A 21,528-nucleotide genomic window follows, 5' to 3' on the forward strand; every position below is an offset into this window, starting at 1 on the left:
CGCTATCGCGTCATGGCAGTGACCTCGGGCACTCTCATCGTGTACAAGCCACGGGTACACCGATTCACAACGGAGTGATGACCGATGTTCAGTGAGAACTACTCGCGCCAGACCGCGCTGGCCAGCGTCCAGAGGGCGCTCGATCACAACCTGACCGACAACGAGCTCTACGCGCTGGCGCGCTCCGAGGAGGCCAAGGTGCGCGCCGCGGTCGCCGAGAGGCCAGGCATGCCGTTGACGACCCTGCTCAAGCTCGCCGAGGATGTCTCGCCCGTGGTCAGGGCGGGGGTCGCGCGCAATCCACGTGCTGACATCCCGGAGGACCTGCACCGTCAGCTCGCGGGCGACAAGTCGCCCGAGGTGGTGTTCGCGCTCATCGAGAATCCGCAGGTGCCCGACTCGGTGATCGCCAAGCTCGCTCGACAGGTGCACAAGGAGTACGCCGCCGCTGCGCGTGCTCGTCTCGCGTCCAAGGGCGGCAGCGCGAAGCTGCTGGGCCGCCTGGGATTCGCGACGAGCCGCTGACTCATGAGCCACTGAGCCGAGGGCGGGTCTCGCGGCCTCACTGAGGGGTGCCGCGCTCGAGCCCCAGCGTCCCCCGCGGACGCGGGGCTCGCGCTGGACGGCCGCGAGACCCGTCTTCCATCGTGCGCAGGCGTGAGCAGGCCGACGGCCGCCGCGCCAGTCAGCCGGCCTTGCCTGCGACCTCCGCGTCGATCTCGCCGCGCGCGACGCGTACCCGCAGCCGCTGCCCGGGGTCGACCACGGACACGTCGCGCACGATCGTGCCCTGCGCATCGCGCGCGATGGCGTAGCCGCGGTCGAGCGTCCCCTGCGGGCTGAGCGCGCGCAGGCTCGCCGCGAGCTCGCGGGAGGCTCCGTCGGCGGCGGTGAGCGTGGCCACGAGCGCGCGACCGCTGTGCTGGCGCAGCTGCGCGAGTCGCTCCGCATGGGGATCGAGCATGCGGTGAGGATGCGCCAGCACGGGTCGCCCTCGGAACTGCTCGAGCCCGTGCGTCTCGCGATCGAGCTGACGCGCGACCGCGCCGCGAATGTCGGCACGCGCCTGTTCCAGTCCTGCTCGTTCCGCCCGGTCGTCCGGGACGATGCGCTTGCCGGCATCCGTGGGCGTGCTCGCCCGGTAGTCCGCGACGAGGTCGAGGATGGGGGAGTCCTTCTCGTGCCCGATCGCGCTCACGAGCGGGGTCTCGCAGGCCGCAGCAGCCCGGACGAGGGACTCGTCGGAGAAGGCGATGAGGTCCTCGAACGACCCGCCGCCGCGGGCGACCACGATGACGTCCACGTCGGATGCGGCGTCGAGCTCGCGGATCGCCGCCGTCACCTCGCGCACGGCATGCCTGCCCTGGACGGACACGCGCCGGATCTCGAAACGCACGGAGGGCCATCGCTGCGTGGCGTTGACCACGACGTCGTGCTCCGCGTCACCCTGTGTCGCGCACACCAGCCCGACGGTGCGCGGGATGAGCGGCAGCGGTCGCTTGCGGTCGGCGTCGAACAGCCCCTCGCCGGCGAGGGCCTCCTTGAGCGCCTCGATGCGCGCGAGCAGGTCGCCCACGCCCGCATGGCGGATGTCCGAGGCGTCGAGCTTGAGCTGGCCGCCTCGCGGCCACCACCGGGGGCGGGCGTGGACCACCACGCGAGAGCCGTCATCGAGGTCCGCCCCCATGCGCTCGAGAACGCTCGCCTGCGTGGACACGCCCAGCGTCATGTTCTCGTCAGCGTCCCGCAGGTCGAAGAACACCAGCGACTTCCAACGAGACGGTCGCAGCACCTGACCCTCGACCCACACCGGCCCCATGCGGTGCACGTACTCCCCGATCTTGGAGGTGAGGTGGCTCACCGGCCACGGCGCCTCCGCGGTGGTGTCCGCGGCGGTCGCGGGCAGTCCGCGTGGCCGGGAAGCATCCGGCCCGTCCGGCACGTTGGGGGAGGAGATGCCGTGAGTCACGCCACCTAGCGTGCCACGTAGGATGGAGATCATGCCTGACACCACCGCCAAGCGCGTGCTGCTCGCTGCGCCCCGCGGCTATTGCGCGGGAGTCGACCGCGCAGTCATCGCCGTCGAGAAGGCGCTCGAGATGCACGGCTCGCCCATCTATGTCCGCAAGGAGATCGTCCACAACAAGTACGTGGTGGAGACGCTGTCCGAGCGCGGAGCGATCTTCGTGAATGAGACCGACGAGGTCCCCGAGGGCGCGCGCGTGGTGTTCTCCGCCCACGGCGTCTCGCCCGCAGTGCGGCAGAGCGCCGATGCGAGGAACCTGCTGTCGATCGACGCGACCTGTCCGCTGGTCACCAAGGTTCACAAGGAGGCGGTGCGGTTCGCCAAGGCCGAGCAGACGATCCTGCTGATCGGTCACGACGGTCACGAGGAGGTCGAGGGCACGGCCGGTGAGGCGCCCGAGCACACCATCGTCGTGAACTCGCCCGACGAGGCGGACACGATCGAGGTCGCGGATCCCGACAACGTGGTGTGGCTGTCGCAGACCACGCTGTCCGTCGACGAGACCATGGAGACGGTGCGCCGCCTGCGCGAGCGCTTCCCCAACCTTCAGGATCCGCCCAGCGACGACATCTGCTACGCGACTCAGAACCGCCAGGTGGCGGTGAAGAAGCTCGCACCCGAGTGCGACCTTGTGATCGTGGTCGGCTCGGCGAACTCCTCGAACTCGGTGCGGCTGGTCGAGGTCGCGCTGCAGTCGGGTGCCCGGACGTCGTATCGCGTCGACACCGCGAAGGAGATCCGCGACGAGTGGTTCGATGACGTGACGACCGTGGGTCTCACGTCGGGCGCGTCGGTGCCCGAGATCCTCGTGAAGGACGTCATCGCGGACCTTGCGGATCGCGGCTACGCGACCGTGGAGGAGGTCCGTACCGCGACCGAGGACCTCATGTTCTCGCTGCCGCGTGAGATCAGGGCGGACATGAAGGCCCAGGAGGCCGAGCGCGCGCTGCGCGCGTGACCAACCGGCGCCTGAGCGCCCTATGAGGACGCCAGTGACGGGTCTGCGCGCGGCTCGCGTCCTGTGAGGACGTCCGTGCCCAGATGGTGACGCAATGCGAGCGCCTCCCGGAGACGGGGCCGGGCGGCGCTCAGGTCGCGCGGTCGTCGGCGAGCTCAGGTGCGCTGAGCTGGCGCACGTCCGTCTCGACCTGGCGTGACTCGTCGATCGGAGCGTCGATGTGCTGCATCGCCCCGAACCGTCGGGCGCTGACCAGCACGCGCGACTCGAGCGACGCCACCGTCTCGTTGTAGGCCTTGCCTGCAGACTCGATCGCGCGACCCACCTTCGCGAGATGCCCGCCCATGGTCGCCAGCCTGTCGTACAGCTCCTTGCCGGTGGAGAGCACCTGCTGCGCATTCTGAGCGAGCGCGTCCTCCTTCCACGCATGCGCGACGGTGCGCAGCATGGCGACCAGCGTGGTGGGCGTCGCGATGACCACCCGCTTGCCGAACGCGTACTCCTGCAGGTACGGGTCCTGCTCGACCGCCGACTGATAGAAAGCCTCCGACGGCACGAACATCACGACGAACTCGGGCGCGGACGCGAACTGATCCCAGTACCGCTTGCCGGCGAGGTCGTCGACGTGTCTGCGCACATGCTTGGCGTGCGCCTGCAGCCGCTCGGCGCGTACCGACTCGTCCTCGGTCTCGAACGCCTCGAGCAGGGCAGCGAGAGCGACCTTGGAGTCCACCACGATGGTGCGCCCGCCGGCGAGCCGCACCGTCATGTCGGGCCGAAGGTTGCGGCCCTCGGCGTCACGGACGGACTCCTGCTCCTCGAAGTCGACGTGCTGGACCATGCCCGCCAGCTCGACCACGCGCCGCAGCTGCACCTCGCCCCAGTTGCCGCGCACATCCGAGCGCCGCAGCGTGTTGATGAAGTCCGTGGTCTTGCGGTCGAGCCGAGCCGACGCCTCGATCATCTGCCGCACCTGCTCGCCCATCGCCGCCTCGCCCGCGGCCCTGGCCTTGTCCGTCTCGGTCGTCTGCCGCTGCACCTTCTCGAGCGCCTCGCGCATGGGCTCGACCAGCTGACGCATCGCCTGCTCGCGCCTCGCCAGCTCCTCCGTGCCGGTCGCCTGGGCGCGCGCGAACCTCTCGCCGGCGACGCGAAGGAAGGTCTCCTGATTCGCCGCGAGCGCATCGGCGCTCAGCGCCTTGAACTGGGCGAGGAGCCTGTCCTGGTCGCCACGCACCTGAGCCACGTACCTCTCGTGCTCGGACTGGAGCCGAGCCTCGCGTGCGGCTGCCGCATCGGCTTCACGGCGCAGCCGATCCTCGAGCGCGGCGCGCTCCGAGCGCGCCCGTGCGAGCTCGGCGTGGCCCGACCCGAACCGCGAACCGAGCCAGAGCCCGAGCCCCAGCCCTAGCACGACGGAGAGGACGGCGATGATCGCTTCAGTCATGCAGACATGGTGGCGCGACGGTCTGACACGTCGCGGCAGCACGCGCGGTCGGGGCCAGCGGCGGGCGCTCCCGTTCGCGGTGTGACAAATGTCACACTTCGCGCGCATTCTGTCACGATTCGGACACGATGCGCAGTCTCACAGGGTTCTCGTCACATGCGTGAAACAACGATCGACTTATCCTGTGCGGGCTGTCCGGCGCACCAGCCGGCACCACTGTCGTTGTCGCGAAACCCCGCGGCAGCGCCATCCCACAGCTCGCACAAGCAGCGGGCGCAAGGAGGAAAAGTGAAGATCAACAGGAAGATCCTCGGGGGTGTGGCCGTCCTCAGCGCCGCCACCCTCGTGCTGGCGGCGTGCACGTCTGACCCTGAGGGCGAGGAGACGAGCGAGTCCCCCACCGCAGAGGCCACGACCGGCAGCGCTGCCGGCCCGAACGACGACACCATTCTTATCTCCGTCGGTGAGGACGAGTGGGCCGGCTACAACAACATGACGCCGGACACCTACTCGACGTACAACTCGGTCGTCAACGACCGCGTGCGCGAGACCTTCACGTACTTCGACGAGGAGTCCGCGATCCAGATCAACGAGGAGTTCGGCAACGTCGAGCTCATCTCGGAAGACCCCATGGTCGTCGAGTACACCATCGCCGAGGACGCCGTGTGGTCGGATGGCACCCCCATCACGTATGACGACGCCCTGCTGACCTGGGCCGCCCAGAAGTTCGCCGATGGCGAGAACGAGGACGGCACCCCTGTCCAGCTGTTCAACCACGTGGGTGGCCTGGACTACGGCGAGCGCGTGCCTGCCGGACCGCAGGGCGAGCCCGGCGGCAAGACCTTCACGGTCGAGTACACCAACCCCTTCCCTGACTACCTGCTCACCACGGTCATCGACCTTCCCGCGCACGTCGCGGCCGAGCAGTCGGGCGTGTCGCTCGAGGACATGGCCGCCGCGATCGCGGCTGAGGACATCGAGGCCCTGCGCCCCGTGGCCGAGTTCTGGAACACCGGCTGGCTGTCGCCGGTCCCCGGAGAGCTGCCCGACCCCTCCATCGCGCTGTCCTCCGGTCCGTACACCTACGGTTCGTGGGAGGCCGGTCAGTCGATCACGCTCGTCCCGAACGAGAACTGGTGGGGCACCCCTCCCGCCACGGGCAACCTGACCTTCCGCTTCGCCGCTGCTGACACGCACGTGCAGGCGCTGCAGAACGGTGACCTCAACGTCATCGAGCCTCAGGCGACCGTCGACACCCTCTCCCAGCTCGAGGCCATCGGAGACGCCGTCACCGTCGGCACCTACGACACCCTCATCTGGGAGCACCTGGACATCAACTTCAAGGAGGGCGCTGCCCTCGCCGAGAGCCAGGAGCTGCGTGAGGCCTTCGCCATGTGCGTGCCGCGCCAGCTGATCGTGGACAACCTCATCGCGCCCATGAACCCCGAGGCGGGCATCATGAACGCTCGCGAGGTCTTCCCGTTCCAGGAGAACTACGAGGAGATCGTCTCCGCCTCGTACGACGGCCGCTACGACGAGGTCGACATCGAGGGCGCGGCCGCCAAGATCGCCGAGGCCGGCGTGACGGAGCCCGTCCAGGTGCGCATCGGCTACAACACGCCGAACCCCCGTCGTACCGACATCGTCGCCCTGATCAAGGACTCCTGCGACCAGGCCGGCTTCGAGATCGTCGACAACGGCAACGCCGACTTCTTCGGCGTCGACCTGACCGCCGGTGACTTCGACGTCGCGCTCTACGCGTGGTCCGGCTCCGGCCAGATCGCCTCCGGCCAGAACATCTACGCCTCCGATGGCGCCCAGAACGTCACGGGCTACGTGAACGAGGACGTGGACGCTGCTTGGGACGCTCTGACGTCGACCCTCGACCCCGAGGTTCAGAAGGAGCAGACCATCATCATCGAGGGTCTCCTGTGGGACACGCTGTTCGGCATCCCGCTGTTCGCGCACCCCGGTGTCGCGGCCTGGGACTCCACCATCCAGGGTGTGGTGCCGACGCCGTCGCAGTCCGGCATCGTGTGGAACGCTGAGGAGTGGGTCCGCTAGGCTTGACGACCTAGTAGCACAGCACCTGCCGGTGGGGTGGGGCTTCACGGCCCCACCCCACCGGTCACATGTGGGTCAGCTGCGGACCACCGCCAGCAATGGAGCGGCGTGGCGAGCGGACAGCTCACTGTTCACGAGGAAGCCTCTACATGACCCGCTACATCCTCAGGCGACTGGCGATCTCCTTCGGAGTTCTGTTCGTCGGTTCGTTCCTGCTCTACATCATGGTGATCAACTCGGGCGACCCGCTCGAGGATCTGCGCCAGTCGACCGCGAGCAATCGCGACGTGCTGATCCAGGGGCGCATCGACACCATGGGACTCGACCTTCCCTGGTACCAGCGTTACTGGGACTGGCTGACCGGAGTCGCGGGGTGCTTCACGGGCAACTGCGACCTGGGCACCGACCAGACCGGCACGGACGTCCTGTCCATGCTCGAGCAGGCCGCGACGGCCACGCTGCGCCTGGTGACGATCGCGACCTTCGCCGCCATCATCATCGGCATCATCGTCGGAATCCTCACCGCGATCCGCCAGTACTCCGGCTTCGACTACGCGGTCACCTTCCTGACGTTCCTGTTCTTCTCGCTGCCCGTGTTCTGGGCGGCGGTGCTCCTCAAGGAGTACGGCGCCATCCGCTTCAACGACTGGATAGCGGATCCACAGATATCCGTGCTGCAGGCGTTCATCGTCGGAGCGGTGCTGGCATTCATCTTGCAAGCGGTGATGGGCGGCTCGATGCGGCGCCGCCTGTTCACGGCGGGCGCCACCGGCGCCTTCTCCGTCATCGCGCTGCTGTACTTCACGTACGTCGGCTGGTGGCGCAGCCCTGCGCTCGGGCCAGTCATCGTGATCCTGGTGTCGCTCGCCTTCGCCGTGGGCCTGGTCGCGCTCTTCGCCGGCCTGGGCAAGCGGCGCGTGCTCTACGCGACTCTCACCACCGTGGGCGTGGGGTCGGTCCTGTACTTCGCCCTCGCCCCGCTGCTGGAGGAGCCCAACTGGTGGCTGCTGCTGGGGCTGCTGGTGTCCGCCGTCGTGGTCGGCCTCGTGGTCGGCTACTTCTGGGGCGGCTACTCGCGGGGCCAGGCGATGGCCATGTCGGCCATCACGGCAGTGTTCATGGCGGGCATGACGTTCGCCGATCACCTCGTGTATGCGTGGCACGGGTTCCTCGAGCTCAAGCCCAGGCCGATCTCCACGATCGGCGCCTCCACCCCCAACTTCCAGGGTGACTTCTGGGAGACGACGCTCGACTGGGGCACGCAGCTGATCCTGCCCACGATCCTGCTGACCCTGATCTCGGTGGCGACGTACTCGCGCTACACGCGCTCGTCGATGCTCGAGACCATGAACCAGGACTACGTGCGCACCGCTCGCTCGAAGGGCCTGTCCGAGCGCACGGTGATCACCAAGCACGCCTTCCGCAACGCGCTGATCCCCATCACGACCATCATCGCGCTGGACTTCGCCGCCCTGATCGGCGGTGCGGTCATCACCGAGACGGTGTTTGGCTGGAACGGCATGGGAGCGATGTTCCGCGAGGGTCTCGACCACGTCGACCCCAACCCGGTGATGGCGTTCTTCCTCGTCACAGGCACGGCGGCGGTGGTCATGAACCTGGTCGCTGACCTCGCGTACGCGTCCCTCGACCCGCGGATCAGGAGGTAGTGCCATGACCATCGCTGCCTTCACCACCGCGCAGGAACGGAGCCACTCATGAGCGAGGAACGGCGCGACTCCGCCATGCAGGGCTCACCCGAGCCGCTGCCTCATGCAGGCGTCGAGATCGACGAGCCCAAGTTCGCCGACAAGTCCTACAGCCAGGGCCAGCTGGTCCGCCGGCGCTTCTTCCGCCACAAGGGCGCGCTGGCCGGGCTCGCCGTGCTCATCCTGATCACCCTGCTGGCGTTCACGTCGATCGGCATCGGCCCCCTGCCCGGGTGGTGGGACAAGGACTTCACGACGACCGGCAGCGTCATCAACGGCGGCAGGCCGACGATGGGCTGGTTTTACCTGGGCGAGCACCCGTTCGGCCAGGACACCACGGGCCGCGACTACTTCGCGATGGTGATGCGCGGGACGCAGATCTCGCTGGTCATCGCGTTCACGGTGGGCATCCTGTCCACCATCATCGGCACTCTCATCGGCGCGATCGCGGGCTACTACCGCGGCTGGACCGAGAGCCTCCTGATGCGCGTGACGGACCTGTTCATCATCATCCCGCTCCTGGTCTTCGCCGCGGTGCTGGGCCAGATCGCGGGCGGCGCGGGCATCTTCGCCCTCGCTGTCGCACTCGCCTTCGTCACCTGGACCGGCCTCGCGCGCCTCGTGCGCGGCGAGGTGCTGTCGCTGCGCGAACGCGAGTTCGTCTCAGCCGCCCAAGCCATCGGCACGGGCAGCTGGCGCATCATCATGCGCCACATCCTGCCCAACACCATCGGCGTGATCATCGTGGCGACGACCTTCGCCATCGCATCGGCGATCCTGCTCGAGACCTCGCTGTCGTTCCTGGGGTTCGGCGTCCAGCCGCCGGACATCTCCCTGGGGTCACTGATCAGCGACTACCAGACCGCGTTCACCTCGCGCCCCTGGCTGTTCTGGTTCCCGGGTCTCTTCATTCTCGCGATCGCGCTCAGCGTGAACTTCATCGGTGACGGGCTGCGCGACGCGTTCGACCCGCGCCAGGGCAAGGACGGTTGATCATGACCATCATCGACGAGACCCCCGCCCAGCCCGTCCAGGGTGGCGCGGTGCTGTCCTTCACCGACCTCGAGATCAAGTTCAACACTGAGTTCGGCCGAGTCCACGCGGTCAAGGGCATCACCCTCGAGGTGAATCCCGGCGAGGTGCTCGCCCTCGTGGGCGAGTCGGGCTCGGGCAAGTCCGTGACGTCGACCTCGGCATTGGGACTGCTGCCGCGCAACGCGACCGTCAATGGCGCGATCAGCGTCGCCGGCAAGTCCGTCGACTCGATGTCGGACCGCAGCCTGCGCAAGATGCGCGGCGACGACGTCGCGATGGTCTTCCAGGAGCCCATGACGGCGCTCAACCCGGTGCTCACGGTGCGCACGCAGATGATCGAGGCGCTCGAGCTGCACGGCAAGGCGTACGGCAAGGACGCCGAGGCGCGAGCGGTCGAGCTGCTCACCATGGTGGGCATCCCCGACCCCGAGCGCCGCATCAAGCAGTACCCGCACGAGTTCTCGGGCGGCCAGCGTCAGCGCATCGTGATCGCGATGGCGCTGTCCTGCGATCCGACGGTGATCATCGCCGACGAGCCCACGACGGCTCTCGACGTGACCGTGCAGGCCGAGATCCTCGACCTGCTGCGCTCCCTCAAGGACGAGCTCAACACGGGCATTCTGCTCATCACCCACTCCATGGGCGTGGTGGCGGACATGGCCGACCGCGTCGCCGTCATGTACAAGGGGGACCTGGTCGAGCAGGGCAGCGCGCAGGAGGTGCTCACGCGCCCCCAGCACGAGTACACCAAGCGTCTGCTCGAGGCGGTGCCCAAGCTGGGCTCGCGGGGCGAGACGGCTCCGGTGGTCCAGGAGGAGGGCCCCAAGGCTCTGGAGGTCCACGACCTGGTGGTCGAGTACCACCGCCAGGGCAAGGAGCCCTTCCGCGCCGTCGACGGCGTCTCGCTCAGCGTCAAGCGAGGCGAGATCGTCGGACTGGTGGGCGAGTCGGGCTCCGGCAAGTCCACGATCGCGCGCTGCGCCCTGGGTCTGATCCCGGCGGCCTCCGGCGAGGTCGCGATCCTGGGCGAGGACATCACCCAGATGAGCCGCAAGCCCCTCAAGGAGCTGCGCCGGCGCATCGGCGTGGTGTTCCAGGACCCGGCGAGCTCGCTGAACCCGCGCCTGCCGGTGGGCGACTGCATCGCGGAGCCGATGGACGTCCACAGCATCGGCGACTCCAAGTCCCGCCGGGAGAAGGTCGCGGAGCTTCTCGATGCGGTCGAGCTGCCCCGCTCGGTCGCGAACCGCTACCCGCACGAGCTGTCGGGCGGTCAGCGCCAGCGCGTGTCCATCGCGCGCGCGCTGAGCCTCGACCCGGAGTTCCTGGTGGCCGACGAGCCCACCTCTGCGCTCGACGTCTCGGTGCAGGCCTCCGTGCTCAAGATGTTCACGCACCTGCAGGAGCAGTACAACTTCGGCTGCCTGTTCGTCAGCCATGACCTCGCGGTGATCGACATGCTCGCGGACCACGTGGTGGTGCTTAAGGACGGCAAGGTCGTCGAGCAGGGCGCCCGCCACAAGGTCCTCGCCGACCCGCAGGAGGAGTACACCAAGCGCCTGCTCATGGCCGCGCCGGTGCCGGACCCAGCGGAGCAGCGCGCCCGGCGCGAGCAGCGCTACGCGTTCATGAAGGAGATCGGCGAGGAGGACCACGGGCTGCACATCGAGCACGACGACTCGGCGCGCGGCAACGGTCCCAACCAGCCGTTCAACTCCAGTGGTCTGGGTGGTTTGGCCGGAGGTCACTAGCGCAGCGGCGCCGTGCCACTGCGGCGCCGCGCCACTGAGCAGCGCCGATGCGCGGGCTGGCTACTCCTGCTCGGGTCGCTTGACGCGGGGAGGGTCGGGCAGCACCGCGGCGGCCGCAAGCGGAGGGATGATCACCTCGTAGCCGTCCTCCGTCTCGAGCGGACGGTCGCCCGCAACGGGCGACGGCGCCGGCAGGATCTTCTCCGAGTTCAGCTCCTTGGCCATCTCGGCCTCGCCGGGGTTGAAGATCGATCCGAGTTCCGTCATGCGGCGACTCTACGCTCAGCCGAGCCCGCCCGCCACGGTGACCACCGCATCGGCGCGCCGCACCCGTGCACCTCCCAACACACGGCTGTTGCGCGTGGGACGGGAGCGGCTCACGTGCATGATCACCCGTCACACCTGACTCACGGTCACCACCCGTGTGTGGGGTGGTACGGGATAGGCCGATGCGCGGGCCGGGTGGCGCTCCAACTACACTTGTCGCCCGTGGCACTCACTATCGGAATCGTCGGCCTGCCCAACGTGGGCAAGTCCACCCTGTTCAATGCTCTCACGCGCGCCGAGGTGCTCGCTGCGAACTACCCGTTCGCGACCATCGAGCCCAACGTGGGCGTGGTCCCGTTGCCCGACTCGAGGCTCGGCCGTCTCGCCGAGGTCTTCAAGTCCGAGCGCGAGGTGCCAGCGACGGTGTCGTTCGTCGACATCGCGGGCATCGTCAAGGGCGCGTCCGAGGGCGAGGGCCTGGGCAACGCGTTCCTTGCGAACATCCGCGAGGCGGACGCGATCTGCCAGGTGACGCGCGCCTTCGACGACGCGGACGTCACCCGCGTCGAGGGCTCGACGGACGAGGCGGGCGACCTCGAGACCATCTCGACCGAGCTCATCCTCGCGGACCTGCAGACCATCGAAAAGGTGCTGCCGCGGCTCGACAAGGAGGTCAAGGCCAAGAAGGCCTCGCCCGACTTCCTCGCCGCCGTGAACCAGGCCAAGGAGATCCTCGAGGCCGGCCAGACGCTCTACGCGGGCGCGGCTGCCGCCGGGCTCGGCACCGCTGAACTGCGCGAGCTCAACCTCCTCACCACCAAGCCCTTCATCTACGTCTTCAACACCGACGACGCGGGCCTGCTCGACGAGGACAAGAAGGCGCGGCTCGAGGCGCTCGTCGCCCCCGCGAAGGCCATCTTCCTGGACGCCAAGTTCGAGTCCGAGCTCATCGAGCTCGACGAGGATGAGGCCCGCGAGATGCTCGAGTCGACGGGCCAGACCGAGTCGGGGCTGTCCCAGCTGGCGCACATCGGCTTCGACACCCTCGGGCTGCAGACGTACCTCACCGCCGGCCCCAAGGAGTCCCGCGCGTGGACCATCCGCAAGGGCGCCACCGCCCCGCAGGCCGCTGGAGTCATTCACACCGACTTCGAGAAGGGCTTCATCAAGGCAGAGGTCGTGTCCTTCGACCACCTCATGGAGCACGGCTCGATGGCCGATGCGAAGGCCGCCGGCAAGGTGCGCATGGAGGGCAAGGACTACGTCATGCACGACGGCGACGTGGTGGAGTTCCGCTTCAACGTGTAGCCGCGCCCGAGCGGCAGTTCCGGGTGCTGGGTGCCGGCCAGCCCCTCGACGAAGAGCGCCTAGCGCATGTTGGTTGTCGCCTGCAGCAGCGGAATCATCGCCTCGTCCACGACGCGTTCGAGGCCTGAGGCGCGCTCCGTGCCCGGCACGAAGACCATCTGGTGGCGGACCAGCGCAACGATGGCCTCCACCGCCGCGGCTGGTACGGGCTCTGGTCCCAGTTCGCCGGCCTCGCGGGAGCGCTCGAAGATCTCGGACAGCCATGCCTCGACCTGCGGCATCACCAGTCCGGACACCCGGGCGACAGTCGCATCGTCCACTTCGCCGATGATGCCCCTGAACGTCTCGACTCCACCAGGCCCCATGCGGTCCATGATGCCGCGCGCAAGTCCCAGGAGGTCGTCGCGAAGTGGGCCCGAGAAGACTGCTGGTGGGGTGCTGAGCCTTGAGGTTACGAGTGCGTCGATGACCATGTCCGCTCGGTTGTCGAACCGCCGGTAGAGCACCGGCTTCGACGTTCCCGCGCGACGTGCGACGCCCTCGAATGTCACGCCCCGGTAGCCGGAATCGGCGAGCTCGGCGCGCACGGCTTCGCGAATGGCGTCGAGCAGCTCTCCTGCGCGACGTCGGCGCGTCGCCTCTGCAGCCATCGTGCCTCCCTAATCGCGGTCGACGTCACCCTATCTTCATCGTAAGATACGGTACGTATCGTATCCACGCCCGCACTGGAGGACGTCCCGATGACCCAGCCCGCCCCCGCCCAGCAGAGTTGGAAGCCGGTGATCGGCCTCGCCATCGGCCTCTCGGCTCTGCTCAGCACCATGCTCATCGCCTTTGGCCTTCCGGCGGTCACTTCAGGCCCGAGTGACGTGCCCATTGCCATCGCCGCGCCCGAAGTCGTCGTAGACCAGATCACGGACGCGCTCGACGACGCCCAGCCCGGCGCTTTCGACGTCACCGTCGCGCCCGACGAGGCCGCGGCCACGGCCATGATCCTCGACCGAGACATCTATGGCGCGTTCGTCGTCGGTCCGGACGGCCTGACCGTCGACATCGCCAGCGCCGCGAGCCCGGCGATCGCACAGCTCGTCACGGCAGTGGGTCAAGACGCAGGCGCACAGCTCGGCGCCGACGTCGTCGTCAACGACATCGTGCCAACTTCGGAGGATGACCCCAATGCGGTCGGTCTGTCTGCGGGCGCGCTCCCCATCGCGCTCGGCGGCTTCATCGCCGGTGTCGCGACGACGCTGCTCGTGCAGGGCACGGGCCGGCGCCTCGCGGCCGTCAGCGCCTTCGCCGTGATCGCAGGTCTGGCGATGACGGCTATCCTCCAGTTCTGGTTCGGCACGTTCACCGGAAGCTTCTGGGCGACCGCAGCTGCCGCGATGCTCGGGATCGTGGCAACCAGCGCCACAGTGCTGGGGCTTGAGAGTCTGCTCGGCAGGCCGGGCATCGTCATCGCCGCGTTGGCGGTGGTCTTCCTCGGCAACCCGCTTTCCGGAATCGCGACCGGTCCCGAGATGCTGCCCACGCCGTGGGGCGCGATCGGTCAGTTCCTGCCGCCGGGCGCCACAGGAACTCTGCTGCGCAACGTCGCGTTCTTCGACGGCGCGGCGATCGGCCAGCCAGTCGCTGTGCTGCTGTGCTGGCTCGCCTTGGGCGCGACGTTGCTGGTGGTCTCCGGACTCCGTCCGCGCCGTGTGGCGCAGCCGGCCGTCGCATAGCTGCACCCTTGAGACGAGGCCCTTCTGGCGCACGCCGGGATGGCCTCGTCGAGTTCCGAGACCTCTCGCGCGTGGGTGTTGTTCGGCTGCGGAACGCGGTCGAGTTCAGTTTCAACGTGTAGGTCCCGTTCAACCTTGGAACGGACGTGGTGAGTAGGTTGCTGCTCTCCCTCGATCGCGGGTGACACGCTGAATCCTGCCGGTGCGCAGCGTGGCAGGTCGAGCGATGGCAGTCGCTGTGCCGCCCATGCGCGCACTTGGTCGTGACCTATGCTTCGAGGGTGCCGACAACCCTTGCAGACGAGCTGCGCCGCCATTTGAGGGAGCCGTTCCCGGACTCTGTGGTCAAGGGCAGGGACTACGGCGAAGTGGATGCAGTGATGATCGACGCAGATATCTTCGGTTGGGCCTCGAGGGCCGGCTCACTAACCGAGTCTGACCGTGCTGGTCTACGTCACGCGGGCGACGAGCTGGGGCGCTCGCTCGACGCGTTTCCCGAGAATGCGCGCCCCTATTACGAGCGCCTGATCCGGATCGCACGTATGGCGGTGGCTGTCTAGGCCCTTGCGGATGCCCTCCGGTCGCACGGCGAGGTCGGGCTTGAGCGCTACGCGATCTAGGAGGACGTCGTGGGAATCGCGCCGCGTTCGATCGGGCGAGTTCGCGCAGTCCAGACGTTATTCGGCTACGGAACGCGGTGGAATTCCGCTCCAATGTGTAGGCGACCTGGTGGAGTCCGCCCGGCACACGGATGTTCGTCGACCTCCGACAGTCTGCCGAGTGTCGCAGTCACCGCGACCAGAAGTCCTCAGGGTTGCGCCCCGGACGGTAGCCGAGCGATTCCACCATCGCCACGGCCTCCGGAAAGTTCGCCGCCAGTGATGCGGCCTCGTGGGCGTCACTCCCGAACGTGACGGTTCGGCCTCCCTCTTGCGCCCACCACTCAGGCACCCAGGACCAGAGGCGGCGTGTGTTCATCTCGAGCGCCCTGCCCGAGCCCGCGATGGCCCGCATCCCTTCGCGGAATCCCTCTTCGAACCGACGAGGATCGAACGGTCCTGCTGACTGCACCGGCCAGGACCGGACCGCGTAGTCGATGTGCGTGAAGACCGAGAAGGAATCCGATCCGTTCACCATTCTCGGAATCTCTTCGAGATATGCCCACATCACCTCGTCGGCCGGCCTGTGATGGTACAGCGTCGTCGGTTCGGTCAGGTCGCCGTCGGAGATCGGGAGCATGTGAAGAGAGCCGTTGACGCGATCGATCAGCCCGCTGCGCAGCAACGAGTCGGCCCGAGCGTCCCTCAGATGTGGTTGGCCGAACTCCACGCCTGTGAGGATCCGAAGGTCAGGATGCCTGTGGCGGCACCGATCGATGGCAGCCAGGTAGCCGTCGACGTCGAATGGAGGCAGACGAACAAACCCGTCGTCATCGACGTACTTCTGCCCGTGCTCGCCGATGTCCCCGGTCTCGACTCTCCACGAATCCTCGAAATCCAGGTGCTCGGTGAAGACGACGGCCGGAAGCCCAATCTGGACCGCCCGCGCACAGATCCGATCCATCGACCCAGCCGAGGTCGGGTCAGAGCCGGCATCCCACGACCACTCGCTGTGCACGTGTGAATCTGCCGGCAGAGTCATACCGCACAACCTACGCGCCTTCGCGCGGGCCGTGAGCGACCCGCCCCTTCCCAGAGATGGCAGCAGCCCGGGAGCGACCAGCTCATGTTCGCTACCCTGAAGGCGGTGGCTCACGCCGCCGCCGGCACTTCCACGTGCAGATCACGTGAATCATCGCGGAGAGGCCCGAGCAGGTCAGGACACGTCCGGATGGGGTGTGGCGCATCGATGCGCCGACTTCATGCCGCCGATGCTCGTCATCGGCTGACGAAAGGACATGACATGCCCTCCAAGGACGAGAAGAACCTCGCCCAGGTGCTCGACAAGATCGACTCCATGGACGAGCCGCAGCGATCGCTCGTGCGGCAGGTGCACGGCCTCATCCTCAAGGCGGCACCGTCGCTCAAGCCACGCATCTGGTACGGGATGCCCGCCTACGCCGCCTCCGCCAGCACCCCTGCACTCGTCACCTTGCGTAACGACGAGCGCGTCAACCTCGCGCTCACCGAGAAGGTGGCGTTGCAGCCCGCAGGAGGCGCCGATGGCTCGCTGATGCCGGCCGCGTGGTACTTCGATGCCGTGGACGATGCGGCCGCCACGCGCATCGGCGACATCGTCCGAGCAGCCACTCGCTGACAGACCGCTGACGCGACCCTCCCGGTGCGAACCACGCTCGCCAGAGCGTGCGCACCGGGAGGGCCGGGGACGCCTTGCGCTCGAGAGACGTCCAGACGTCAGCCGGGCCACTCGAGCGCGCGCCGGCTCTCGAAGGCCACAGGCGTGCCGTCCACTGGATCCGTGAACGCCAGCCGTCGAGCGATCAGTTGCAGGGGGCGCGAGAAGTCGTCGGCCGGCACGTCGACGACGTCGGGATAGAGCGGATCGCCCGCGATCGGCAGCCCGAGGGTCGCCATCTGCACGCGCAGCTGGTGCGTCTTGCCCGTCAGCGGAGTCAGGCGATAGCGCGCCCACGCTCCGCGCACCTCGAGGACGTCGACGTCGGTCGAGGCGTTCGGCTCCCCGGGCACGATCCGCGCCTGCAGCTCACCGCGGCGCTTCTCGATGCGGCCGACGAGCGTGCGCGGGAACTCCAGGGTCGGGTCGACCGGCGCGATCGCCTCGTAGGTCTTCGTCGCGCGGCGTCCCTGGAACACTCCTGCGTAGGCGCCACGGTGCTCGCGCCGGGTCGTGAACAGCAGCACTCCTGCCGTGAGCCGGTCGAGCCGATGCGCGGGTGCCAGCTCGGGCAGGTCGAGCGCCACGCGCAGCCTGACGAGCGCGGTCTCGCGCGCGTGGGCGCCGCGCGGCGTGGTGGCGAGGAAGGGTGGCTTGTCAACCACGACGTACCGGTCGTGCTGCGCGAGCACGTCCACCTCGAACGGCACGGGTGTCTCGGGAGCGAGAGGACGGTGGAACCACACGAACACGTGCGGGCGGTAGGCCTCGTCGCCGCTCCACGGGTGGCCGCTGCTGTCGACGAACTCGCCTGCGGACAGGCGCCTCTCCACCTCGGCATGCGCGGGCAGCCGCACGACGAGGAAGTCGCGCATCGTGGCCCACGAGATCGCGGCGCCGTCCCCGGGGCCAGGCGTGCGAACCCACGCCGCGTCGAGGCCATGGCGCTGGGGGAGCGGCGAGCGCGGTGGCATCAGATCGACGCGTGGAAGGCGGAAGTGGGCACGGCAAGCATCGTACGGACTGGCGCTGCACCGACTACCGTGAGCGCCATGAAGCGCGTCTCGGTGGTCGGCTCGTCGGGGTCGGGCAAGACGACGGTGGCGCGCCAGCTCGCCGAGGCGCTGGGGATTCCTCACACGGAGATGGACGCGCTGCATTGGGGAGCGGACTGGACCCCGACGGACGACGAGCTGCTCGCCGAGCGCGTGCGGGCCGTGGCCGCCGCCGACTCGTGGGTGATCGACGGCAACTACCACAGCAAGATCGGCCCCGTGGTGTGGGAGAGGGCCGATGCGGTGGTGTGGCTCGACGTGCCACGGCACCGGGCGCTGTGGCGGGGCGTGACGCGGACCGTCCGGCGGGCGGCGACCCGCGAGGAGCTGTGGAACGGCAACCGCGAGCACTGGAGCGGGCTGGCGTTCTGGCGCGGGGACGAGTCGATCATCTGGTGGGTGTGGACGAGTCACCGCCGCACGCGCCAACGCTACGCCGCAGCGATCGACGACCCCCGCTGGGCGCACCTCAAGTTTCACCGCCTGCGCAGCCGGCGCGACGTCGCCCGGTTCCTCGCCGCGGCGCGACCGTCTCTGTAGCATGAGCCAGCCGGACGGTCCGGTGACACATGCGAGGGGGCGACATGGCCGCTGAGGCAGGCTGGTACGACGACGGATCCGGCAAGGAGCGGTGGTGGGACGGCCAGGCGTGGACCGAGAGCTTTCGCGACAAGCAGCCTGTCGGTGGCGGGATCTCGGGCATGGTGAGCAGGGCGCAGGCCGATGCGGCAGCAGGGGCTCAACCACGCCCGGGCGCCGCGGGCGCGGCCTACGTGGTGCTGCAGGTGGTGCTCAAGGAGAAGTTCATGGGCTCAGGGTCGAACAACCTCACCGAGCTCGAGTCCGTCATCAACCGTCAAGCGGCGCTCGGGTATCGCCTCCACACCATCACCACGGCGTCGGGCGGCTCGCAGGGGTTTGGCGGCGGCGACCGGATCCAGGCGACGATGGTGTTCGAGCGGCTCACCTGAGCCGCGCCGCTCCTAGGCGAGCGATACCAGGCCAGCCACTCCCGCCACGAGCGACGCCGCGGCCAGCACCAGTGCGGTGACGATCAGCACGACGTGGACGCGGTAGAACCGCGTGCGGGCGCCTGAGTTGTCCGTGGACCGCTCGTCGGCCGCGATGCGCTTCATGAACTGCGGCCATACCACTGCGGCGAAGAGGGCGTTCACGAGGAGCACGATGCTGAGGGCGAGGACCATCCCGTCAGGCTAGTGCGCGGCGTCCGACACGCTCACACCTGCCGGTACTCGATCCGGTTGTCGAAGGGGCCGTGGCTGTGGAACCGCTCGGTTCCTGTCGTCACGAGTCGCCCACAGCGCGCCTGACCAGCGCGGTGATCTCCTTCTCCTCGGCCGAGCCGAGCGAGACGAGCGCGAACGACGCCGGCCACATCGCGCCATCGTCCAGCGCCGCGGTGTCCTGGAACCCGAACGTCGAGTAGCGCGACTCGAACTTGGTTGCCGGCTGGAAGAAGCACAGCACCTTGCCGTCCTTCGCCCACGCCGGCATCCCGTACCACGTGCGGGGCTCGAGCTGCGGCGCCGCCTCCATCACCAGGGTGTGGAGACGCTCTGCCATGACGCGCTCGTCGTCCGGCATCTCAGCGACCTTGGCCATGAGGTCGGCCAGCGCATCGGCCCGCTTCTTGCCGCCCCTCTCCGCGCGCAGCTCCTCAGCGCGCTCCTTCATGGCTGCCTTCTCGGCTTCCGACCAACCGCTGCCGCTCATGCGCGCATCTCCTCGCTCGCCTACCGCCACGCTAGCGCGGGCATGGCTTCCGGGCACGTCGCGTTGGTGTGAATACTCTGAAGCCAAGTGAAGGGAGCCCTGCGTGGCCATCGGACGAGGACGATCGCGGCACGGCGAGGTGTCCCAGGCTGCGGCAACGGGCGACGGGGCCGCGTGCCTGGTGCGCGTGGTGGACGACGGGGACCCTGACTGCGCACCCCTGGGGACGTCGCCGCGCCAAGCGCTCGAGCTCATCGCAGGCGAACCGACGCGCATGGCGTTGCTGCTCTACCCGCGTGCCACAGCGGAGGCTGTCCGCGAGATCGCCGACGACTGGGACCTCCACCCGGTGCTGGTCGAGGACCTCGATCACGCGGGTCAGCGGCCCAAGCTCGAACGCTATGGCGACGTGCTGTTCCTCGTGGTCCGCTCGGCGCATTACGACGATGAGCGCGAGGACGTGCACTTCGCCGAATTCCACGTGCTCGTGCGCCCCGGCGCCGTGGCGATCCTGTGCCAGGACGAGCTGTGGTTCGACGGCACGCCGGCATCGGAGCTGGTGGATCCCGACAGCGGGGCGGGGGAGCGCGCCGTCTCGGACCTGCTGAGCGATCACCTGCTGCGCCTGGGTCCCGAGGCGGTCGCGTATCGCCTGCTCGACCGCATCGTCGACGGCTATCCGCCGGTGCTGCGTGAGGTGGGGATCGACAAGAATCAGATCGAGAAGCAGGTCTTCAGTGCGGATCCGGCCGTCGCCGAGCGCATCTACCGCCTCAGCCAGGAGGTCATCGACCTGCAGCACGCGGCCGGCTGGCTCGTGCAGATCGTGGCCGACCTGCGCGACGGCTTCGCCAAGCACGAGGTCCCGGAGGAGCTGCAGACCTACCTTCAGGACGTCGCCGACCACCTCGACCGGGTGAGCGCGCAGGTGGCGGAGTACCGCGAGGCTCTCGCGCAGATCCTGAACGTCAACGCCACGCTGGTCGCTCAGCGTCAGAACGAGGACATGAAGAAGATCTCGGGGTGGGCGGCGATCCTGTTCGCGCCCACGCTCATCGCCGCGATCTATGGCATGAACTTCGACGCGATGCCCGAGCTTCACTGGTCGTTCGGATACCCGCTCGCGGTGTTCACGATGGTCGGGTTCTCCGTGGGGCTGTACCTGGTGTTCAAGGCCAAGAAGTGGATGTGACGCTCAGGCGAGCGGCGCCGATCTGCGGACTCTTGAAGCATGGAGCAGGACGCTGGTAGATTTCCAGGGACGATGGCGCCGTCTCAACTCAAGGAGCCAACGTGGTCATCGTCCCTACCCGCCAGAAGGCGGCAGCACTGATCGTCGCCATCCTGGTCGCACTCTCTCTTGCCACCGCGTCACCTGCTGACGCCGTTCCCAACTACAAGACCGCGTCGCTGGGGTCGCGAACCTCATCGACCATCTCGTATGCCGGCACAGACAACTATGGCGACCGGTACGCCATCACTGCGACTGCGAACCTCTCATCAAACACTTCCACCAGTGTGCGTGTATCGAGCGTGAAGGTCTGCTACTCGGGCGCCAGGAACTCGTCCATCCATGTGCACCCTTGGATTCGGAACACCAGCCGCTCGAGCATCTGGGCGGCGTCTGGTTATCGGAGCTTCACCTACACCTCGCAGGCTGTCTGTCAGACCTGGTCGGTGAACAAGACCATCACGAAGCCCAGCAACTCGAGCCATGACATCTTCCGCCTGACGCTCAACATCAAGAGCGCACAAGGGACGTACGCGCCGATCTTCGCTTGGTATAGGTAGCGGACACTCCGGCGCGCGGTGGGCGACGCGGCCCCGCCTGGGTGCTTCCAGGCGGAGCCGCGTGCGGCCCGGGCTCACGAGAGGGCCGCGGGAGATGCGTTCGCCTCAGCCCTGGCCTGGGCGGCCCGGGCGTGGACGTACGCGCGTCGCAGCAGCACGACGTAGAACGCGCGGACGCGCCGCACGGTGCGCTGCTGCCTCCGGGCACGGCGTGCCGCGCCCGCGTTGGTGACGAGCTGCCGATGCTCGGCGTGATGGACGGTGAGCATCGACTCGGGATCGATGACATGCATGACAGTTCCTTGACAGGTGGTGCGAAAGAGGAGCCGATGCGCGGGCACGCATGCGATGCGTGGCGTCAGCGGCA

General features: G+C 68.2%; 23 protein-coding genes. 14 read left to right on the forward strand and 9 right to left on the reverse strand.

The features are described from left to right. The first annotated feature begins 84 nt into the window (after positions 1 to 84). Positions 85 to 525, forward strand: a complete 441-nt coding sequence (locus B7K22_RS07775; RefSeq protein ID WP_084039364.1) for a DUF2336 domain-containing protein — start codon at positions 85 to 87, stop codon at positions 523 to 525. Between the two features lie 160 nt (positions 526 to 685). On the opposite strand, the gene xseA is transcribed toward B7K22_RS07775, so the two are convergent. Then, a complete protein-coding gene (xseA, locus tag B7K22_RS07780) occupies positions 686 to 1,969 on the reverse strand; it encodes an exodeoxyribonuclease VII large subunit (protein ID WP_234983350.1) in 1,284 nt (427 codons plus the stop codon). Between the two features lie 31 nt (positions 1,970 to 2,000). Between xseA and B7K22_RS07785 the strand changes: the two genes are divergently transcribed. Further along, the gene (locus B7K22_RS07785; protein ID WP_234983351.1) at positions 2,001 to 2,984 is read left to right on the forward strand and encodes a 4-hydroxy-3-methylbut-2-enyl diphosphate reductase; all 984 of its coding nucleotides are present in this window, start codon (positions 2,001 to 2,003) and stop codon (positions 2,982 to 2,984) included. A 130-nt stretch (positions 2,985 to 3,114) separates the two neighbouring features. On the opposite strand, the gene B7K22_RS07790 is transcribed toward B7K22_RS07785, so the two are convergent. Next, complete coding sequence (locus B7K22_RS07790) at positions 3,115 to 4,431, reverse strand: DNA recombination protein RmuC (protein WP_084039366.1); 1,317 nt, start codon at positions 4,429 to 4,431, stop codon at positions 3,115 to 3,117. A gap of 288 nt (positions 4,432 to 4,719) precedes the next feature. Between B7K22_RS07790 and B7K22_RS07795 the strand changes: the two genes are divergently transcribed. From B7K22_RS07795 to B7K22_RS07810, 4 genes are all read left to right on the forward strand, one after another. Beyond that, positions 4,720 to 6,495, forward strand: a complete 1,776-nt coding sequence (locus B7K22_RS07795) for an ABC transporter family substrate-binding protein (protein WP_084039367.1) — start codon at positions 4,720 to 4,722, stop codon at positions 6,493 to 6,495. A 149-nt stretch (positions 6,496 to 6,644) separates the two neighbouring features. Continuing rightward, positions 6,645 to 8,162: an ABC transporter permease gene (locus tag B7K22_RS07800; RefSeq protein ID WP_084039368.1), complete on the forward strand. Its 1,518-nt coding sequence runs from the start codon at positions 6,645 to 6,647 to the stop codon at positions 8,160 to 8,162. A gap of 75 nt (positions 8,163 to 8,237) precedes the next feature. Further along, positions 8,238 to 9,194: an ABC transporter permease gene (locus B7K22_RS07805; protein WP_200807412.1), complete on the forward strand. Its 957-nt coding sequence runs from the start codon at positions 8,238 to 8,240 to the stop codon at positions 9,192 to 9,194. A gap of 2 nt (positions 9,195 to 9,196) precedes the next feature. Next, positions 9,197 to 10,987, forward strand: coding sequence for an ABC transporter ATP-binding protein (locus B7K22_RS07810; RefSeq protein WP_084039370.1), 1,791 nt, complete (start codon positions 9,197 to 9,199; stop codon positions 10,985 to 10,987). Positions 10,988 to 11,047: 60 nt separating this feature from the next. Here B7K22_RS07810 and B7K22_RS07815 read toward each other — a convergent pair whose 3' ends face one another. After that, entirely contained in the window at positions 11,048 to 11,254 is a 207-nt protein-coding gene (locus B7K22_RS07815; RefSeq protein ID WP_084039371.1) for a hypothetical protein, read from the reverse strand. 222 nt (positions 11,255 to 11,476) lie between these two features. Here B7K22_RS07815 and ychF point away from each other — a divergent pair, with 222 nt between their 5' ends. After that, positions 11,477 to 12,562: a redox-regulated ATPase YchF gene (gene ychF, locus B7K22_RS07820; RefSeq protein ID WP_084039372.1), complete on the forward strand. Its 1,086-nt coding sequence runs from the start codon at positions 11,477 to 11,479 to the stop codon at positions 12,560 to 12,562. Between the two features lie 59 nt (positions 12,563 to 12,621). Here ychF and B7K22_RS07825 read toward each other — a convergent pair whose 3' ends face one another. Then, positions 12,622 to 13,212: a TetR/AcrR family transcriptional regulator gene (locus B7K22_RS07825; RefSeq protein WP_084039373.1), complete on the reverse strand. Its 591-nt coding sequence runs from the start codon at positions 13,210 to 13,212 to the stop codon at positions 12,622 to 12,624. Between the two features lie 90 nt (positions 13,213 to 13,302). On the opposite strand from B7K22_RS07825, the gene B7K22_RS07830 reads away from it, so the two are divergent. Together B7K22_RS07830 and B7K22_RS07835 are read left to right on the forward strand one after the other, a co-directional pair. Next, on the forward strand, positions 13,303 to 14,286 hold the full coding sequence (locus tag B7K22_RS07830; RefSeq protein WP_084039374.1) for a hypothetical protein: 984 nt from the start codon (positions 13,303 to 13,305) through the stop codon (positions 14,284 to 14,286). 281 nt (positions 14,287 to 14,567) lie between these two features. Next, complete coding sequence (locus tag B7K22_RS07835; protein WP_144276298.1) at positions 14,568 to 14,846, forward strand: hypothetical protein; 279 nt, start codon at positions 14,568 to 14,570, stop codon at positions 14,844 to 14,846. Positions 14,847 to 15,075: 229 nt separating this feature from the next. On the opposite strand, the gene B7K22_RS07840 is transcribed toward B7K22_RS07835, so the two are convergent. Then, positions 15,076 to 15,927, reverse strand: a complete 852-nt coding sequence (locus tag B7K22_RS07840) for a PHP domain-containing protein (protein ID WP_084039376.1) — start codon at positions 15,925 to 15,927, stop codon at positions 15,076 to 15,078. Positions 15,928 to 16,188: 261 nt separating this feature from the next. Here B7K22_RS07840 and B7K22_RS07845 point away from each other — a divergent pair, with 261 nt between their 5' ends. Next, complete coding sequence (locus B7K22_RS07845; RefSeq protein ID WP_084039377.1) at positions 16,189 to 16,542, forward strand: DUF1801 domain-containing protein; 354 nt, start codon at positions 16,189 to 16,191, stop codon at positions 16,540 to 16,542. 98 nt (positions 16,543 to 16,640) lie between these two features. Here the strand turns inward: B7K22_RS07845 and B7K22_RS07850 are convergent, their stop codons facing one another. Further along, positions 16,641 to 17,555 (reverse strand): pseudouridine synthase, encoded by a 915-nt coding sequence (locus B7K22_RS07850; protein ID WP_084039378.1) that lies wholly within the window; start codon positions 17,553 to 17,555, stop codon positions 16,641 to 16,643. Positions 17,556 to 17,633: 78 nt separating this feature from the next. Here B7K22_RS07850 and B7K22_RS07855 point away from each other — a divergent pair, with 78 nt between their 5' ends. Both B7K22_RS07855 and B7K22_RS07860 read left to right on the forward strand, forming a co-directional pair. Beyond that, on the forward strand, positions 17,634 to 18,176 hold the full coding sequence (locus tag B7K22_RS07855; RefSeq protein WP_084039379.1) for a hypothetical protein: 543 nt from the start codon (positions 17,634 to 17,636) through the stop codon (positions 18,174 to 18,176). A 44-nt stretch (positions 18,177 to 18,220) separates the two neighbouring features. After that, a complete protein-coding gene (locus B7K22_RS07860) occupies positions 18,221 to 18,607 on the forward strand; it encodes a DUF2510 domain-containing protein (protein ID WP_084039883.1) in 387 nt (128 codons plus the stop codon). A gap of 12 nt (positions 18,608 to 18,619) precedes the next feature. Here B7K22_RS07860 and B7K22_RS07865 read toward each other — a convergent pair whose 3' ends face one another. Both B7K22_RS07865 and B7K22_RS07870 read right to left on the reverse strand, forming a co-directional pair. After that, the gene (locus tag B7K22_RS07865; protein ID WP_084039380.1) at positions 18,620 to 18,841 is read right to left on the reverse strand and encodes an SCO4848 family membrane protein; all 222 of its coding nucleotides are present in this window, start codon (positions 18,839 to 18,841) and stop codon (positions 18,620 to 18,622) included. A 100-nt stretch (positions 18,842 to 18,941) separates the two neighbouring features. Then, the gene (locus B7K22_RS07870) at positions 18,942 to 19,370 is read right to left on the reverse strand and encodes an iron chaperone (RefSeq protein ID WP_084039381.1); all 429 of its coding nucleotides are present in this window, start codon (positions 19,368 to 19,370) and stop codon (positions 18,942 to 18,944) included. A 103-nt stretch (positions 19,371 to 19,473) separates the two neighbouring features. Here B7K22_RS07870 and B7K22_RS07875 point away from each other — a divergent pair, with 103 nt between their 5' ends. Both B7K22_RS07875 and B7K22_RS07880 read left to right on the forward strand, forming a co-directional pair. Continuing rightward, a complete protein-coding gene (locus tag B7K22_RS07875) occupies positions 19,474 to 20,562 on the forward strand; it encodes a magnesium and cobalt transport protein CorA (RefSeq protein WP_234983352.1) in 1,089 nt (362 codons plus the stop codon). Between the two features lie 101 nt (positions 20,563 to 20,663). After that, positions 20,664 to 21,161 carry a hypothetical protein gene (locus tag B7K22_RS07880; protein WP_084039382.1) on the forward strand — a complete coding sequence of 166 codons (498 nt, stop codon included), beginning with the start codon at positions 20,664 to 20,666 and terminating at the stop codon, positions 21,159 to 21,161. 74 nt (positions 21,162 to 21,235) lie between these two features. Here B7K22_RS07880 and B7K22_RS07885 read toward each other — a convergent pair whose 3' ends face one another. Continuing rightward, positions 21,236 to 21,454 (reverse strand): hypothetical protein, encoded by a 219-nt coding sequence (locus B7K22_RS07885; RefSeq protein ID WP_084039383.1) that lies wholly within the window; start codon positions 21,452 to 21,454, stop codon positions 21,236 to 21,238. Positions 21,455 to 21,528 lie beyond the last annotated feature (74 nt).

The sequence above is a fragment of the Demequina sp. NBRC 110053 genome, assembly GCF_002090095.1.
Classification (GTDB): Bacteria; Actinomycetota; Actinomycetes; order Actinomycetales; family Demequinaceae; genus Demequina.